The 16,250-nt window shown below is 45.2% G+C and carries 13 protein-coding genes; all 13 read right to left on the bottom strand.

All coding sequences use genetic code 11. From position 1 onward, the window contains the following. Positions 1-63 precede the first annotated feature (63 nt). The 13 genes from accA to AB6D93_RS12370 all read right to left on the bottom strand — a co-directional run bounded on the left by accA (position 64) and on the right by AB6D93_RS12370 (position 16,222). Positions 64-1,023: an acetyl-CoA carboxylase carboxyl transferase subunit alpha gene (gene accA / locus AB6D93_RS12430; RefSeq protein WP_017060731.1), complete on the bottom strand. Its 960-nt coding sequence runs from the start codon at positions 1,021-1,023 to the stop codon at positions 64-66. Between the two features lie 45 nt (positions 1,024-1,068). Further along, positions 1,069-4,548 (bottom strand): DNA polymerase III subunit alpha, encoded by a 3,480-nt coding sequence (gene dnaE, locus AB6D93_RS12425; RefSeq protein ID WP_050649624.1) that lies wholly within the window; start codon positions 4,546-4,548, stop codon positions 1,069-1,071. 113 nt (positions 4,549-4,661) lie between these two features. Continuing rightward, positions 4,662-5,282 (bottom strand): ribonuclease HII, encoded by a 621-nt coding sequence (gene rnhB / locus AB6D93_RS12420; RefSeq protein WP_017063371.1) that lies wholly within the window; start codon positions 5,280-5,282, stop codon positions 4,662-4,664. Between the two features lie 33 nt (positions 5,283-5,315). After that, positions 5,316-6,512: a lipid-A-disaccharide synthase gene (lpxB, locus tag AB6D93_RS12415; protein ID WP_102320145.1), complete on the bottom strand. Its 1,197-nt coding sequence runs from the start codon at positions 6,510-6,512 to the stop codon at positions 5,316-5,318. Positions 6,513-6,641: 129 nt separating this feature from the next. After that, positions 6,642-7,430 (bottom strand): acyl-ACP--UDP-N-acetylglucosamine O-acyltransferase, encoded by a 789-nt coding sequence (lpxA, locus tag AB6D93_RS12410; protein ID WP_017069381.1) that lies wholly within the window; start codon positions 7,428-7,430, stop codon positions 6,642-6,644. A 1-nt stretch (position 7,431) separates the two neighbouring features. Further along, a complete protein-coding gene (gene fabZ / locus AB6D93_RS12405; RefSeq protein WP_009847408.1) occupies positions 7,432-7,884 on the bottom strand; it encodes a 3-hydroxyacyl-ACP dehydratase FabZ in 453 nt (150 codons plus the stop codon). A 93-nt stretch (positions 7,885-7,977) separates the two neighbouring features. Beyond that, positions 7,978-9,009, bottom strand: coding sequence for a UDP-3-O-(3-hydroxymyristoyl)glucosamine N-acyltransferase (gene lpxD / locus AB6D93_RS12400; RefSeq protein WP_017063368.1), 1,032 nt, complete (start codon positions 9,007-9,009; stop codon positions 7,978-7,980). A gap of 5 nt (positions 9,010-9,014) precedes the next feature. Beyond that, positions 9,015-9,515 carry an OmpH family outer membrane protein gene (locus AB6D93_RS12395; protein WP_017056311.1) on the bottom strand — a complete coding sequence of 167 codons (501 nt, stop codon included), beginning with the start codon at positions 9,513-9,515 and terminating at the stop codon, positions 9,015-9,017. A gap of 27 nt (positions 9,516-9,542) precedes the next feature. Then, positions 9,543-11,948: an outer membrane protein assembly factor BamA gene (bamA, locus tag AB6D93_RS12390; protein ID WP_017069384.1), complete on the bottom strand. Its 2,406-nt coding sequence runs from the start codon at positions 11,946-11,948 to the stop codon at positions 9,543-9,545. 48 nt (positions 11,949-11,996) lie between these two features. Beyond that, the gene (gene rseP, locus AB6D93_RS12385; protein ID WP_017066403.1) at positions 11,997-13,355 is read right to left on the bottom strand and encodes a sigma E protease regulator RseP; all 1,359 of its coding nucleotides are present in this window, start codon (positions 13,353-13,355) and stop codon (positions 11,997-11,999) included. Beyond that, positions 13,352-14,560 (bottom strand): 1-deoxy-D-xylulose-5-phosphate reductoisomerase, encoded by a 1,209-nt coding sequence (gene ispC / locus AB6D93_RS12380; RefSeq protein WP_017060737.1) that lies wholly within the window; start codon positions 14,558-14,560, stop codon positions 13,352-13,354. The genes rseP and ispC overlap by 4 nt, the downstream gene beginning before the upstream one ends. Positions 14,561-14,611: 51 nt before the next feature. After that, on the bottom strand, positions 14,612-15,454 hold the full coding sequence (locus AB6D93_RS12375; RefSeq protein ID WP_102333430.1) for a phosphatidate cytidylyltransferase: 843 nt from the start codon (positions 15,452-15,454) through the stop codon (positions 14,612-14,614). A gap of 15 nt (positions 15,455-15,469) precedes the next feature. After that, on the bottom strand, positions 15,470-16,222 hold the full coding sequence (locus AB6D93_RS12370) for an isoprenyl transferase (RefSeq protein ID WP_017063364.1): 753 nt from the start codon (positions 16,220-16,222) through the stop codon (positions 15,470-15,472). Positions 16,223-16,250: the final 28 nt, after the last annotated feature.

Here is a 16,250-nt window from a genome sequence, read left to right as displayed (position 1 = left end):
GGCACTGAGTCCAACCCTTTCATCATTTGTTCGTATAGCTAGCCTTATCGCTAAGGCAAGTTATCAGCAGTAGCCGTAGCTCATTAGACGCTGGTAACGACGCTCAAGCAGCGTTTCGTTATCAAACTGCTCTAGCTCTTCTAGCTGTTTAACTAACATGTCTTTCATGTTTTGAGCGGTTTGTGCAGGGTCGCGGTGCGCGCCACCTAGAGGCTCAGGAATGATTTCGTCGATAAGCTCAAGCTCTTTAAGACGAGGAGCAATCAGGCCCATCGCTTCAGCTGCTTGTGGTGCTTTATCTGAATCGCGCCATAAGATTGAAGCACAACCTTCTGGAGAGATTACTGAGTACGTAGAGTACTGAAGCATGTTCACGTAGTCACCAACACCAATCGCTAGTGCGCCACCAGAACCGCCTTCACCCACAACGTTACAGATAACAGGAACTGAAAGGCCAGCCATCACTTTTAGGTTTTTAGCGATAGCTTCAGATTGACCACGCTCTTCAGCACCAACACCTGGGTATGCGCCCGCTGTGTCGATGAAAGTAATAATAGGCATGTTGAAACGCTCAGCAGTTTCCATTAGACGTAGCGCCTTACGGTAACCTTCTGGCTTTGGCATACCAAAGTTACGGATCACTTTCTCTTTAGTCTCACGACCTTTCTGGTGACCAATAACCATAACAGGACGGCCATTTAGACGAGCCATACCACCCACAATAGCTTTGTCGTCAGCGTAAGCGCGATCGCCCGCCATCTCTTCAAACTCTGTGAATGCATGCTCCAGGTAATCTTTGGTGTAAGGACGTTGAGGGTGACGAGCAAGTTGAGCTACCTGCCATGCACCTAAGTCACTAAAGATTTTCTGTTTAAGCTCTAAGCTTTTTTTCTCTAGTTGTTCGATTTCTTTGTCTAGATCTACCGCTGTGTCACCACCGTGACGCGAAACGTCACGTAGCGCTTCGATTTTTGCTTCAAGTTCAGCGATAGGCTTTTCAAATTCTAGAAAGTTCAGGCTCATCTATGAATCCTTGTTGATTCAGCTCCGCATTCGCGAAGCTAAATTTTAGTTAAATTCGAGTTCTACTTGGCTATTTCCAAGCAGCTGTTTTAATTCGTCTAGTAATGTATCACTTGGCGTCACGCGCCATTCTGTGCCCAATGTTAACCGCGCTCTAGCGTCGGCACGCTGGTAGTATACATTGACTGGGACCGTTCCGGCTCTATAAGGTTCTAAGATTTGACTAAAGCGTTCAAAAAATTGACCGTTAATTTGGGATTGGTCGATAGATATCGACACCCCACGAGCATATTTCTCACGGGCGCTTCCTAAGTCCATGACCTCGCGCGCGGACATTTTAAGCCCGCCATTGAAATCATCAAAGCTGACCTGTCCGGAAACGACCACAATTTTGTCTTTTTCGAGCAATTCTGCGTAGCGATCGAGCGCATCCGAGAACAACATCACTTCCATTCGCCCCGAACGGTCATCAAGTGTCATCAAACCAATTCGCGTGCCGCGCTTCGTCGTCATCACTCTCGCAGCAATCACCAAGCCTGCAATTGTTAGTGATTGGTCACGACGCGTTGGCGTGGCATCTTTCAAACGACAGCTGGTGTATTTCGCTAACTCTTTGATGTAAGCGTTAACCGGGTGACCCGTTAAATACAAACCAAGCGTTTCACGTTCACCTTCAAGCCAAACCTTCTCAGGCCATTTAGGCACTTGGGTATACTTGTGTTCAACCTCTTCCGGAGCGTCGGTCAACACGCCAAACATATCAGATTGACCAAAAGACTCGGCATGATGATGTTGACTCGCCGCCTTCACCGCATCTTTCAAAGATGCCATCATTGCCGCTCGGTGAGGACCTAATCTATCTAAGGCTCCGGATAGAATCAACTTTTCGATAACACGTTTGTTGACCTTCTTCAGATCAAGGCGTGCACAGAAGTCGAATAAGTCTTTAAAGTAACCGCCTTTATTTCGCGCTTCAATGATCGCTTCAATAGGGCCTTCACCGACCCCTTTGATCGCACCGATGCCATAAACAATCGCGCCATCTTCATCCACATTGAAACGGTATAAACCTGAGTTGATATCTGGTGGTAAAAGCTTGAGCTTCATACGGAAACATTCATCAACAAGGCCGATAACCTTCTCGGTGTTATCCATATCCGCTGTCATTACCGCAGCCATAAATTCCGCTGGGTAGTGCGTTTTCAGCCATAGCGTTTGATAAGAAACCAGTGCGTATGCGGCCGAGTGAGATTTGTTAAAGCCGTAGCCCGCAAATTTCTCTACCAAGTCAAAGATCTTCATGGCCAGTTCGCCATCAACACCATTGGCTTCAGCGCCCTCTTTAAAGGTACCACGCTGCTTTGCCATCTCTTCTGGCTTTTTCTTACCCATCGCACGACGCAACATATCCGCTCCGCCAAGCGTATAACCAGCGAGGATCTGTGCGATTTGCATTACCTGTTCTTGGTACAGGATGATGCCGTACGTAGGTTCTAGTGTCTCTTTAAGCGATTCGTGCTGCCACGTTTCATCTGGGTATGAAACCGCTTCTCGGCCGTGCTTACGGTCGATAAAGTTATCTACCATGCCTGATTGCAGAGGACCCGGACGGAACAAGGCTACCAATGCGATAATATCTTCAAAACAGTCGGGCTGTAGACGTTTGATAAGGTCTTTCATACCACGCGATTCCAGCTGGAATACCGCGGTGGTTTCAGAATTTTGTAATAGGTTAAATGACGCTTGGTCATCAAGAGGAATCGACTCGATACGAACCGGTTCTTTCCCCTCTTTCTTCAAACGTGGATTCACTAGGCCTAACGCCCAGTCGATGATGGTCAGGGTACGCAGCCCCAAGAAGTCGAACTTAACCAAGCCAGCCGTTTCAACGTCATTCTTATCGAACTGCGTTACTGGGAAGTTACCTTCTGCGTCGGCATAGATTGGCGCAAAATCGGTGATCGTGGTGGGTGAGATAACAACACCACCTGCGTGCTTACCGGCATTTCGCGTACAACCTTCAAGGATGCGACACTTATCAATCAGCTCACGAACTTCTTCATCGCCATCGTAAAGCTCTGGCAATGCAGGTTCAGCAAGGAATGCTTTCTCTAGCGTCATACCCGGGTCTGGCGGTACAAGCTTTGAAATTCGATCGACGAAACCAAACGGGTGGCCCAATACACGGCCTACATCGCGGATTACCGCTTTTGCCGCCATGGTACCAAAGGTGATGATCTGAGAAACAGCATCACGACCGTACATCTCAGCCACGTGATCAATAACTTGGTCGCGCTTATCCATACAGAAGTCGATATCGAAATCGGGCATGGATACACGTTCTGGGTTCAAGAAACGTTCGAAAAGTAGATCGTATTCAAGTGGATCGAGATCGGTGATATCCAAGGCGTAAGCTACTAGAGAGCCGGCACCAGAACCACGGCCAGGACCTACTGGCACATCGTTGTCTTTTGACCACTGGATGAACTCCATTACGATCAAGAAGTAACCTGGGAAACCCATGTTGTTAACAACTTCGAGCTCAATCTTGAGTCGCTCATCGTATTCCGGTCTGCGCTCAGCACGCACTTTTTCATCTGGGAATAGGAACGCTAGACGTCGCTCAAGGCCTTCTTCAGATTTCTTGATCAAGAAGTCTTCAATCGCCAAACCTTCCGTTGGGAAGTTAGGCAGGAAGTACTCGCCCAGACGAACCGTTACATTACAACGCTTAGCAATCTCAACACTGTTCTCAAGTGCTTCAGGAATGTCTGAGAACAGCTCACACATCTCTTCTTCACTACGTAGATATTGCTGCGCGCTGTAGTTCTTAGGGCGACGAGGATCGACCATAGTGAAACCATCATGGATCGCCACGCGGATTTCGTGAGCATCAAACAGGTCTTCAGTTAGAAAAACCACTTCGTTGGTTGCGACAACAGGCAGGTCTTCCTGCTCAGCCAGTTCCAACGCAAAGTGTAAGTATGACTCTTCATCCGGACGTCCGGTACGAATCAGTTCCAAGTAAAAACGATCGGCGAAGTACGTTTTGTAAAACTCGACGCTGCTTGCAACCAAGTCACGGTTACCTTTCAGCAACGCCTTACCAATCTCACCTTCTTTGGCGCCAGATAGAATGATCAGGCCTTCTGCATTCTCAATTAGCCACTCTTTATCAATAACAGGCTGATGTTGAACATGACCACGAAGGTAAGCTTTTGAGATGAGTAACGTTAGGTTGTTATAACCTTTATTGTTCGTTGCGATAACGGTGAGCTTGGTCAACTCGTCACCGAATTCTGGAGACTGCATCAAGAAGTCAGCACCAATAATAGGTTTAACCCCACACCCATGGGCAGTACCGTAAAACTTCACTAAACCACACAGGTTGGTAAAGTCGGTCAATGCTAGAGCAGGCATACCCATTTCAGCGACTTTTTTAACTAATGGTGGCACCTTGGATAGGCCATCCACCATCGAAAAGTCACTGTGTACGCGTAGGTGAACAAATTTTGGATCTGACATTATTTTTCCTGAGTTCTAGGTTTGAGCCTAGGATTACAACTGTGTGTATTCTATTTTTTTCTAATACAAGTTAGCAACTTTATTCGATGCTAAGCTCTAGTTAACGTAAAGCTCTAATCTATACCAAGAATACGTTTTACTGGCTTAAAGCTCTTGCGGTAATGCTCGGTTACACCATGTTTTTCAATCGCTTCGAAATGCGCTTTGGTCGGGTAACCTTTATGCTTAGCAAAACCAAACTCTGGATGAAGTTTATCAAGATCTTCCATCTCTTGGTCACGAACGACTTTTGCGATAATAGACGCCGCACTGATTTCAGCCACTCGCAAGTCCCCCTTCACAATCGCAAGACCATCCATCGGCAGTTCTGGGACTCGGTTTCCATCTATCAACGCCATATCAGGTTGAACGCTCAACCCCGCGATAGCTCGCTGCATAGCAACCATCGTCGCTTGCAGAATATTCAACTCATCAATTTCTTGTGGAGAACAACGACCGACAGACCACGCCAAAGCTTTCTCTTTGATTTCAGGAAGTAACGCAAGACGCTTTTTCTCAGACAGTTTTTTTGAATCGTTTAAGCCTTCGATTGGGTTGTTTGGATCGAGGATAACCGCAGCAGTCACCACGTCGCCAACCAAAGGGCCACGTCCTACTTCATCCACGCCAGCAAACAGCTGGTAGCCTTGCGGGTATTCAAATGGAGGAAGCTCTTTTTTCTCTTTTACTGCCATAACTAATCTCTTAATATTCTGTAAGTAAGCGCTTTATGCTTCAACAAAAGGTCGGTCAATCAATTTCAATACTGCGTTAGCGGCTTGTTTGTCTGCGTCTTTACGGATCCAGTGATGCATCTCGGTAAAGCGTTCGATCAAGGCACTGTTATCGGCTGATAGCATTTTATCGACAGACGGGAACAAAAAGTCTGGGTGGCACTCTTCAAGAATATGCTCTTTCACGATCTCTTCACCGGCCAAAATATTCGGCAGTGACACAAACTCAGTGATCGCCAACTTCTTAACAATGTAACCCGTCAGCTTATTTACTTTGTAACCAACCACCATAGGGCGTTTAAGCAACATACATTCGAGAGCCACGGTACCTGAAGCCAAAAGCACAGAATCAGCGGCGGTAATCACGTTGGTTGCCGTATCTTCGACTAACGTGAATTCAAGCTCAGGTGCGGTCGATTGCCAGATTTCAGTAAACTGCTTTTTACGTTGCTCGTTAACGAGCGCAACAACAAAGTTGATATCCGGATACTTCTGCTTAATACGCTGGCAAGTTTCGATAAATGGCTGAGCAATCAAACCCATCTCACCGCCACGACTGCCCGGCAGTACGGCTAACCACTGCTTGTCTTGATCAAGACCTAACAGCTCTCGAGCATCTTGTTTACTTGGCTCTAAAGGAATCGCGTCTGCCAACGTGTGACCAACAAACTCACAGGCAACGTTATATTTATCGTAGAACGCTTTTTCGAACGGCAAGAAAGCCAATACCAAGTCAGTTGCTTTGTCGATTTTAAAGATACGTTTGGGACGCCAAGCCCACACTGAAGGGCTCACGTAATGCACCGTTTTGATGCCAGCGTTCTTAAGGTCTAACTCAAGCCTTAGGTTGAAATCAGGCGCATCGATACCCACAAACACATCTGGCGGGTTTTGAGTGAAATACTTTACCAGCTCTGCTTTCACTTTTAATAAGCGAGGTAAACGGCCAAGTACTTCAACTAAGCCCATGACAGCCAGCTCTTCCATCTCGAAAAGAGACTCACAACCAAGCGCCTTCATTTTTGGTCCGCCAATACCCACGAATTCAGCGTTCGGGTACTGCGATTTGATTGCTTTGATAAAACCTTCGCCAAGCGTGTCACCAGAGAGTTCTCCGACAACGATACCTACGCGCAGTGGTTCAATCGAAACAAAGTCCGTGCTGTTGGTTGCTGTTTCTTGCTGTGCCATAGTTTTCCAATTCCCTTCTTGCCTAAAACAAAAAAGATCGCCTAATGATTAGCGATCTTTTTGTTATACCAATCTGATTAAGTAATTATTGTCATACTTACGCGGATTGGTACATAACCACATCGAGTATTAACGAATAATACCGCGCTCAGAGTTCTCTAGCATTTCAAGCATAGGAACTACCGAAGTAAACTCTTTTGCCATTTCCACTAAAGCCGCTTTCGCTTCTTCAAGTGTTTTACCTGAACGGTATAGCTCTTTGTACGCTTTCTGTAGTGCACGAATTTCAGGTTTCTCAAATCCGTTACGCTTCAAGCCTACTAGGTTAAGGCCGAATGGAGCCGCGTGGTTACCCTGTGCAAGCACGTACGGCAGTACATCTTGAACAACTGCAGAACAGCCACCGATGTATGCGTAAGCACCAATTGAGCAGAATGGGTGAATCGCAGAAAGTGCCATAACACCAGCGTAGTCGCCAACCGTTACATGACCGCCAAGAATAGCGTTGTTACCAATGTGAGTGTGGTTACCAACAATAACATCGTGCGCTACGTGAGCATTAACACAAAGTAAGTTGTCATCACCAATCACTGTGGTTGCTTTGTCTTGAACCGTACCACGATGGATTTGAACCGCTTCACGAATTACGTTGCGATCACCGATCACAACTGTTGTGTCTTCGCCGCCGTATTTCTTATCTTGGTTTTCTTCACCGATAACAGCGTGTGGGAAGATACGGTTTTCTTTACCAATGGTTGTGTGACCTTTGATCACAACGTGCGACATCACTTCAGTGTCGTCACCAATTGTCACGTTACCAGCAATGTAAGTGAAAGGCCCAACCGTCACGTTAGCACCGATAGTTACATCACCTTCGATTACTGCTGCCGGGTGAATTTTCGCTGTTTCATGAATCATATTAAAACTCTCTACGAGCACATTTAAGTTCAGCTGAACATACAACTACGCCGTCAACCTTAGCAACACCATTAAACGATGCGATGCCACGACGTTCTTTTAAGAATTCAACTTCGATAACCAGTTGGTCACCAGGTACTACTGGCTTACGGAATTTTGCTTTATCAACACTTGCAAAGTAGTAAAGCTCGTTGCCAGAAGGCGCACCAAAAGATTTAAATGCTAGAAGGCCTGTTGCTTGTGCCATTGCTTCTAAGATCAACACGCCTGGGAATACAGGAAGTTGTGGGAAGTGGCCTGTGAACTGAGGTTCGTTAACAGAGACATTCTTAATCGCAGTCAGTGTTTTTTCTTTTTCAAAGCTAGTCACACGATCAACCATTAAGAATGGGTAGCGATGAGGTAATAGTTCCTGAATTTCAGTAATGTTCATCGTTGTCTGTTCAGTAGTCAAAGTCGTATTCCTATATATATTCTTTATTTAATTAGAAGGATTATAAACGAAAAAGACTCGCTGTACGCGAGCCTTTTATTAGAAATGCTGGAATTATGATTCCGCGCTCTTCTCGATAAGTTTTTCAACAGTTTTCAAACGCTTGTTCATTTCATCAATTCGATGAACACGCGTTGCTGTTTTACGCCAATCTTTATTTGGCTGTAAAGGAATACCTGAAGAGTACATGCCTTTCTCAGTGATGCTGCGCATTACCATCCCCATACCGGTGATTGTAACGCCATCAACGATTTCAATGTGACCATTAATCACACTGCCGCCACCAATAATACAGTACTTACCTATCGTCGTGCTGCCTGCGATGATAGTACCACCCGCAAGAGCAGAACCATATCCGATGTGAACATTGTGAGCAATTTGAAGTTGGTTATCTAAGATAACGTTATCTTCAATGATTGTGTCATCTAATGCACCACGGTCAATGGTAGTACACGCGCCGATTTCTACGCGGTTACCAATGCGAACAGAACCCACTTGCGGGATCTTAACCCACTCACCTTTCTCGTTCGCATAGCCAAAGCCATCAGAGCCAATAACAGTACTTGATTGGATCAGACATCCTTCACCAATCACAACTTCATGGTAAACACTTACGTTAGCCCACAGCTTAGTGCCTGCGCCAATTTTTGCATTTTTACCAATAAAGCAACCAGCACCGATGATCACATCATCACTAAGTACTACACCAGACTCAATCACAGCGTTCGCGCCAATAGACACATTTTGTCCAATGGTTGCTTCGCTAGAGATTGAAGCAGAATCAGCAATAGCCGCTGCGGGAGCAGGAGTAGTATCAAGCGCTTGAGCAACTTTAGCAAAAGCAACATAAGGGTCATTAACCACAATCACGTTAGTCTTGCACAGTTGACGCTCACTCTCTTTAACCATAATAGCGGACGCTTTACAGTCACCTAGGTGCTTGCTGTACTTCACGTTAGAAAGGAACGTAATGTTACCTTCTTGCGCTTTATCCATCGGAGCGACTGCTGAAACGGTAATTGTACCATCTCCGTGTAGCTCTCCCCCAGTAATCGTTGCCAATTCGGCTAAAGTCAGATTCTTCATAAAACTTATTTCAGTGCTTTAATTACTTTCTCAGAGATGTTGTATTCTGGCTTGCCGTATTGCAGAGCTTGAATATCAACGATCATGTCGTAGCCTTCTTTCTCTGCAACTTTCGTTACAGCATCTTGAATCACTTTGAATAGCTTCTGCTTCTCTTGTGCTTCACGACGTTGGCTTGCTTTTTCTAGTGCTTGAGCTTTGATTTTGTACTTGCTGTCTAGTTGGCCTACTTCGATACGTAGCTTCTCAACTTCGTCAGGACCTAGTAGCTCGCCATCACGCTTAAGCTTTTCAATCTTCGTTTTAGCTTCAGCTTGAATGCTCTGTAGCTCAGCTGCTTTGTCTTTGAACTCTTCCTGCATTTTTTGAAGAACAACTTCACGCTGAGGTAGAGCCTGGAATACTTGTGCAGTGTTTACATAACCCACTTTTTGCGCAGCTTCAGCAGCTGTTGCAAAGAAAGAAGAGCTAAGAACTACAAGGCCTAAACCTGCTGCTTTAATCATATTTTTCAAAATATTGTCCTTTAAATATTAGAAAGTTCTACCAATGGTGAATGTGAAGAATTCCTCATCATCACCTTCGTAAACTTTAATTGGTTTCGCTAGAGAGAAAACCAGTGGGCCCATCGGTGACATCCATTGAAGGGCTGCACCATAAGATGAACGGTAATTTGTTGGATCAGAGTAATCGTAGTAGTACTGGCCGCCACTGTTAGGTGCGCCACGGTCTACGAACTCGGTATCCCATACACTTGCCATATCGAAGAAGACACTGGTACGAATTTGGCTGCGCGCTTCATCAGAAGCAAACGGCGTTGGTACAATTAACTCTAAGCTTGCTAAGGCAACCGCGTTACCACCCACTGAATCATCAGTAGCGGTATCATAGGTTGGGTTATTACCTGTGCTGCTGCCGTAAACGGCTTTCGGGCCAGCTGAGTTAGAGCCAAAACCACGTAGGGTTGTAAAACCACCTGCGTAGTAGTTCTCGTAGAATGGGAACAAGTTATCGTTACCATCTGTTTGACCATAACCATTACCATAGCCTAATCGGCCGCGCATCAATAGTGTGAACTCATGCTTTTTGGTCAGCGGGATGTAATGTTTTACATCGTACTGCATTTTGAAGTACTGAGCATCAGAGCCTGGTACCGTCATTTTAGCGAAAGCACGTTGGTGGTTACCCTCAGTTGGGAAGAAACCACGGTTCAAATTGTTACGCGTCCATGAAATATTGATATCGAAGTCATCGGTTAAGATGTGCTCATCACCGTATTGGTCGATACTTCTCGCAAACTGTTCAACCTGGATATAAGTCGGTACGTTACCGATCTTGTTGTGCGTATAGCCAACACCGAACTCAATGCGGTTCAGCTCATCCATAGGGAAACCCCAGGTTAAGCTCGTACCATAACTTTGGTTGGTATAGTCGACGATGCCCGCTTCAGAGGCTTCAAATTCGTTGTAGAAGATCTTACCGCCTAAGCTCACACCATCCAGGTTCCAGTATGGGTCACGGTAGTCTAAGCTCACGTTTTTTTGGTAATCGTTCATCATGGCACTTACGCCAACACGGTTACCAGAGCCCGCAAAGTTGTCTTGTTGCAGGCCAACTTGGAAACTCACACCAGATTCAGTACCGTAGCCGACACCAAAGTTGATACTGCCTGAGTTCGCTTCCTTAACGTTGTAAACCAAATCAACTTGGTCTTCACTGCCAGGAACACGCACTGTTTGTACATCAACCGTTTCAAAGAAACCTAAACGGTTAAGACGGCTCTTACCGGTATCAATGGACTTAGAGTTAAGCCAGCTGCCTTCCATTTGACGCATTTCACGACGCAGTACTTCGTCTTTCGTTGAGTTGTTACCCGTGAATCGAATATCACGAACATAGATACGGCTGCCCGCTTCTACATTGATAACCAACGACACTTCTTTGGTCTCATCGTCAAATTCAGGAATCGTGCGAACTTGTGGGTACGCGTAGCCAGATTCACCAAGAATTCGTTTTACGTTCTCTTCCAAAGACGTTACCGAAGAACCGTTGTACGTATCGCCGTCTTCGAATGGCACTAACGCTTCGAAGTCAGCCTCACGACCGATTAATTCACCACGGAAAGAGACATCTTTAACGGTGTAGGCTTCGCCTTCATCGAGGCCAAGCGTGATGTAAACACCTTTTTTGTCTGGAGAGATCGCCACCTGCGTAGAGTCAACCTTAAACTTAAGGTAACCACGGTCAAGGTAGTAAGATTTCAGCGCTTCGATATCACCGGCTAATACTTGCTTTTGGTATTTTTCATCCGCAAGGAAATTCCACCATGCAACATCAACATTCAGATTGAAACGACTAAGCAGTTCAGAGTCAGAGAAGACTTCATTACCGATAAAGTTGATTTGCTGAATCTTAGCGGATACGCCCTCAGTAAACACAAACTTAAGGTCAGAACGGTTACGTGGCAGAGGTGTCACAACCGCTTTTACTGTCGCGTTGTACTTACCAACACTGTAGTAAAAATCTTCAAGGCCTTTTTCAATGTTACTCAGCGTAGTACGGTCAAGGGCTTCACCTTCACGAACACCAGACGCATCTAGGTTCTGCTGAAGCTGTTCTTCTTTAATCGCTTTATTACCAGAGAATGAGATGCTTGCGATGGTCGGTCGTTCTTGAACTTGAACAATCAATACACCTTCATCACGAAGTACTTTAACGTCCTCAAAGTTGCCCGAAGCATACAATGCACGAATGATCTCAGACACATCGCTTTCATCTACTTCATCGCCAATACGTACTGGCATTTTCAGTAGAGCTGCACCAAGTGCAACACGCTGTAAACCTTCGATCTTGATATCTTGAACTACAAAGTTTTGTGCTCCGTTCGCAGCCACACTAGTGGCCAATAGACTTGCGAACAGAATTTGCTTAATCGCCATACTTATTCTAATTATTCCTTGCTACTACCAATGCCTGTGAGAAACCATTCACAGACGAGTAAAATCGTTAAATATTGCCAGAGCCATCAATGAGAAGAGGATTGCCCCTCCCACTCTGTATCCCATTTCCTGAACTTTCTCAGGTACCGGTTTACGAGTAACGGCCTCAATAGCGAAAAACAGCAAATGTCCGCCATCAAGCATAGGCAGCGGAACCAAATTAATAATCCCTAAGTTAACACTAATCAGAGCCAAAAAGCCCAAGAAGTAAACCAGACCATAATCGGCGGTTGTACCTGCACCTTTAGCGATTGAAATAGGGCCACTCAAGTTGTTTAAGCCAACATCACCAACGATGAGCTTCTTAAGCATTGTCAGTGTCAATCCAATGATTTGACCTGTTTTATCAAATGCTTTTCCTACAGACTCAATTACACCAAATTGTAACTCAAAGCGATAATCTTCTGGCCATTCTGCGACTTCCGGAGCAATACCTGCATAGCCGATTGTCGAACCATCAGAAAGCTCGCGGCTTTTTGGCGTCATAACCAATGACTGCTCGGCACCATTTCGCAATACGACCAAGTCCAATGATGTCATTGGATTAGCACGAATTAACTCAACAACCGACTGCCACTGTTCAATAGGTTGCCCGTTAATCTCAACAATTTTATCGCCAGCTTCAAGACCTGCATCGTATGCAGCGCCATCATCAATGATTTGAGCCAGTACGGTCGATATCTCTGGAGAATACGGTCTAAAGCCCAGCGTTGTCATTGCAGATTCAGTTTCTGGGTTGAACGACCAGTCTGAAATATCCAATGTCATTTGTTGCTCAAAGCCGATGTCGTCTTGAGAAGCAACCGTCACTGTCATGGATTGATCACCAATGTGCGATATCAACCCCATATTGACTGATTCCCAATCTGCGGTTTTGATTCCTGAAATAGATTTAAGTTCCATTCCAGTTTCAATTCCGGCTTGTGCAGCAATAGATTGTGGAGTGACTTCACCAATCACGGGCTTAACCGCGGGTACGCCAATCAAAAATACTAACCAATATGCAAACACAGCAAAGATGAAGTTAAACGCTGGTCCAGCGCCAACAATCGCGGTTCGCTTCCACAATGGCTTTTTATCAAACGCGTACTGCTGCTCATCTTCTGATAGGTCATCGACACGACCGTCGAGCATTTTTACGTAACCGCCCAATGGAATCACGGACAAGCTGTATTCCGTACCATCTCGGCCTACTTTGCTCCAGATCGATTTACCAAAACCAATCGAGAATTTTTCAACTTTCACACCACAACGACGAGCGACCCAGAAGTGTCCAAACTCATGAACAGCAACCAGAATGCCAAGCGCTACGATAAAAGATGCGAAGTTCCACAGAATTCCACTCATGCTAGCTGCTCTTTAATAAATTGAATGGCTATTTGACGAGACATATTATCGAGCTCGAGAAGGCTTTCCAAGCTATCTAAGCCCTCAGAGTTATGTTGTTCACATACTTTGCTCATAACGTGTTCGTTAATGACAGCAATATCGGTAAACTTCACCTGATTGTTCAAGAAAGCATCGACCGCGATCTCGTTTGCTGCATTAATGGCTGTTGTCGCATGCTGACCTAAGTAGCACGCTTCAATCGCTAACCTCAAACACGGGTAACGACTGAAATCTGGTTCTAAGAAGGTAAGCTCACCCACTTTAGTAAAGTCTAAAGGCTTAACACCCGCCTCGGTACGATTAGGGTAAGACATCGTCAAAGCGATTGGCGTTGCCATATCTGGTTCGCCCATTTGAGCAAGCACAGAGCCATCCTTGTACTGAACCATCGAGTGAATCACAGACTGCGGGTGAATGATGACCTTTAACTGCTCCTGAGAAGCATTAAATAGCCATTTCGCTTCAATGTACTCTAGCCCTTTATTCATCATAGTCGCAGAATCGACAGAGATCTTAGGCCCCATAGACCAGTTAGGGTGTGCAATTGCGCGTTCAGGAGTCACTGATTCGAGTTCAGCCACATCGGTATAACGGAAAGGACCACCAGAACCAGTCAGAAGAATATGGTTAATGCCGTTTTCTTCAAGGTTACAGCGGCCTAGGTTAGTTTGTACGTTCTGCGGAAGGCATTGGAAAATAGCATTATGCTCGCTATCGACAGGAAGCAGCTCTGCACCGTATTTTTCCACGGCGTCGATAAACAACTGCCCAGACATCACCAAAGCTTCTTTGTTTGCAAGCAAGATACGCTTGCCCGCTTTAACCGCAGACATAGTAGGAAGTAAACCAGCGGCACCAACAATCGCGGCCATTACCGTGTCCACTTCCTCTAGAGAAGCAACCTGACACATGCCTTCAGTGCCTGAAAGTACTTTTACGTTAGGGTAACTCACGGACAACACTTCAGTCAGTTGAGACGCTGCATCAGAGCAAGCCATAGCAACATAGCTTGGTTGCCACTTTTCAACTAACGCCAGCATCTTTTCAACATTCGAGCCTGCAGCCAGTGCCACGACCGAATAGAGATCTGGGTTTTGCTCAACGACTTTTAGTGTACTTGCACCAATTGAGCCGGTAGCGCCAAGGATAGTTAGATTTCGCATCACATATGACCGTAGAAATGTAATAAAGGGCAGAATCACTGCCCTTTTTTATTAGAATGCTAAATAAAGCAGAGCAAAGACAGGGAATGCAGCCGTTAAGCTATCTATTCTATCTAGTATACCACCATGACCAGGAATCAGATTACTGCTGTCTTTCACCCCAGAAACACGCTTAAACATGCTTTCAACAAGGTCACCTAGAACAGAAATAACAACGGTCACAAGGGTAATAACAATCATGTGAAGTGGGCTTGTGAATTGGATGTCAAACAAGTCAGCAAAGATCCAAGCCACGATCACCGCAGTAACAATGCCACCGATAAGACCTTCAATCGTCTTATTAGGGCTTACCGCTGGTGCCATTTTACGCTTACCAAAACTCTTTCCTGAAAAGTATGCGCCGCTATCTGCAGCCCAAACAAGCAAGCAAACAAACATCACCAGTTTAGCACCGTGGTAAGGATCAGCATCGATACCGTTAGCACGCAGGATAACCACACTCCAGAAGAATGGCAGCAGAGTCAGCACACCAAAGGCGTGACGAAGAAGAGAAGAGTCTTTCCATGCAGGCATAGACTTAGGATAAGTCACCGCCATGCCACTCGCGATTACCCACCAAATCGAGCCAATCGTTAGAATGGCGTAGTGAGCAGTAGACAAGTTATTAAGGCTAAATGCATCAAAAGGGATAAAAGCAAAACTTGCAGCACTTACCACAACCGTTGGAATCAACGCTACATAACGTGATTTGCTTTCAACAAACTGAGTCCACTCCCAAAAACCCAATAGCGAGATTACCGCTAGTGAAAGAATAAATGTAGGAAGTGATAACTCGAAAATACCTAGAATAACTAGGGGAGCTAAAATCAACGCCGTAATAATTCGTTGTTTCAAACCAAAAAATCCTTATTAACTGTCCATCAGAGCTTTAATTTGCTCACCGGTGCATCCAAAACGACGCTCACGGTTAACAAACCAAGTCACAGCTTCTACTAAGCTGTCTTCATTAAAGTCTGGCCAGAATTGTTCAGTGAAATACATTTCGGCGTAAGCCAACTGCCAAAGCATAAAATTACTAATGCGGCATTCGCCACTGGTACGGATAAGTAGATCGACTTCAGGAATATCTGCCATTGTCAGGTGCTGTGTAATCATAGCTTCATCAATGTCATCTACATTAATATCACCAGACTTTACCTGTTGAGCAATAGAGGTCATTGCTTGCTGAATATCCCACTTACCGCCGTAGTTAGCTGCAATATTAATAACCATACCCGTATTGGTGCTAGTCAAAGCTTCCGCTTCTTCTATCTTCTTTTGTAGTCGATCATTGAAACGACTTTTATCACCAATAACACGAAGTTGTAGATTATTTTTATGAAGCTTTTTAACTTCACTCGACAGCACTGAAATAAACAGTTCCATCAAGATACCGACTTCTTCTTCAGGACGACGCCAGTTTTCGCTACTAAATGCAAAAAGAGTAACGGCTTTAATGCCAAGTCTGGCTGCAGAAGAGATAGTTTTACGAACGGCTTGAACACCGTTTTTATGGCCAAAGACGCGAGGCTTGCCCTGAGCTTTTGCCCAGCGACCATTACCATCCATAATGATAGCAATGTGTTTAGGAAGAGAGTCTGTGAACGCTTGAGAATTATGCATAAAAGAGTGAATCAAATTCTAATAGTCG

Source organism: Vibrio sp. 10N.247.310.23, assembly GCF_041467155.1.
Taxonomy (GTDB): domain Bacteria; phylum Pseudomonadota; class Gammaproteobacteria; order Enterobacterales; family Vibrionaceae; genus Vibrio; species Vibrio crassostreae_C.
The sequence above is the reverse complement of the archived record's forward strand: the minus strand, read 5'-3'. Positions and strand labels throughout refer to the sequence as shown.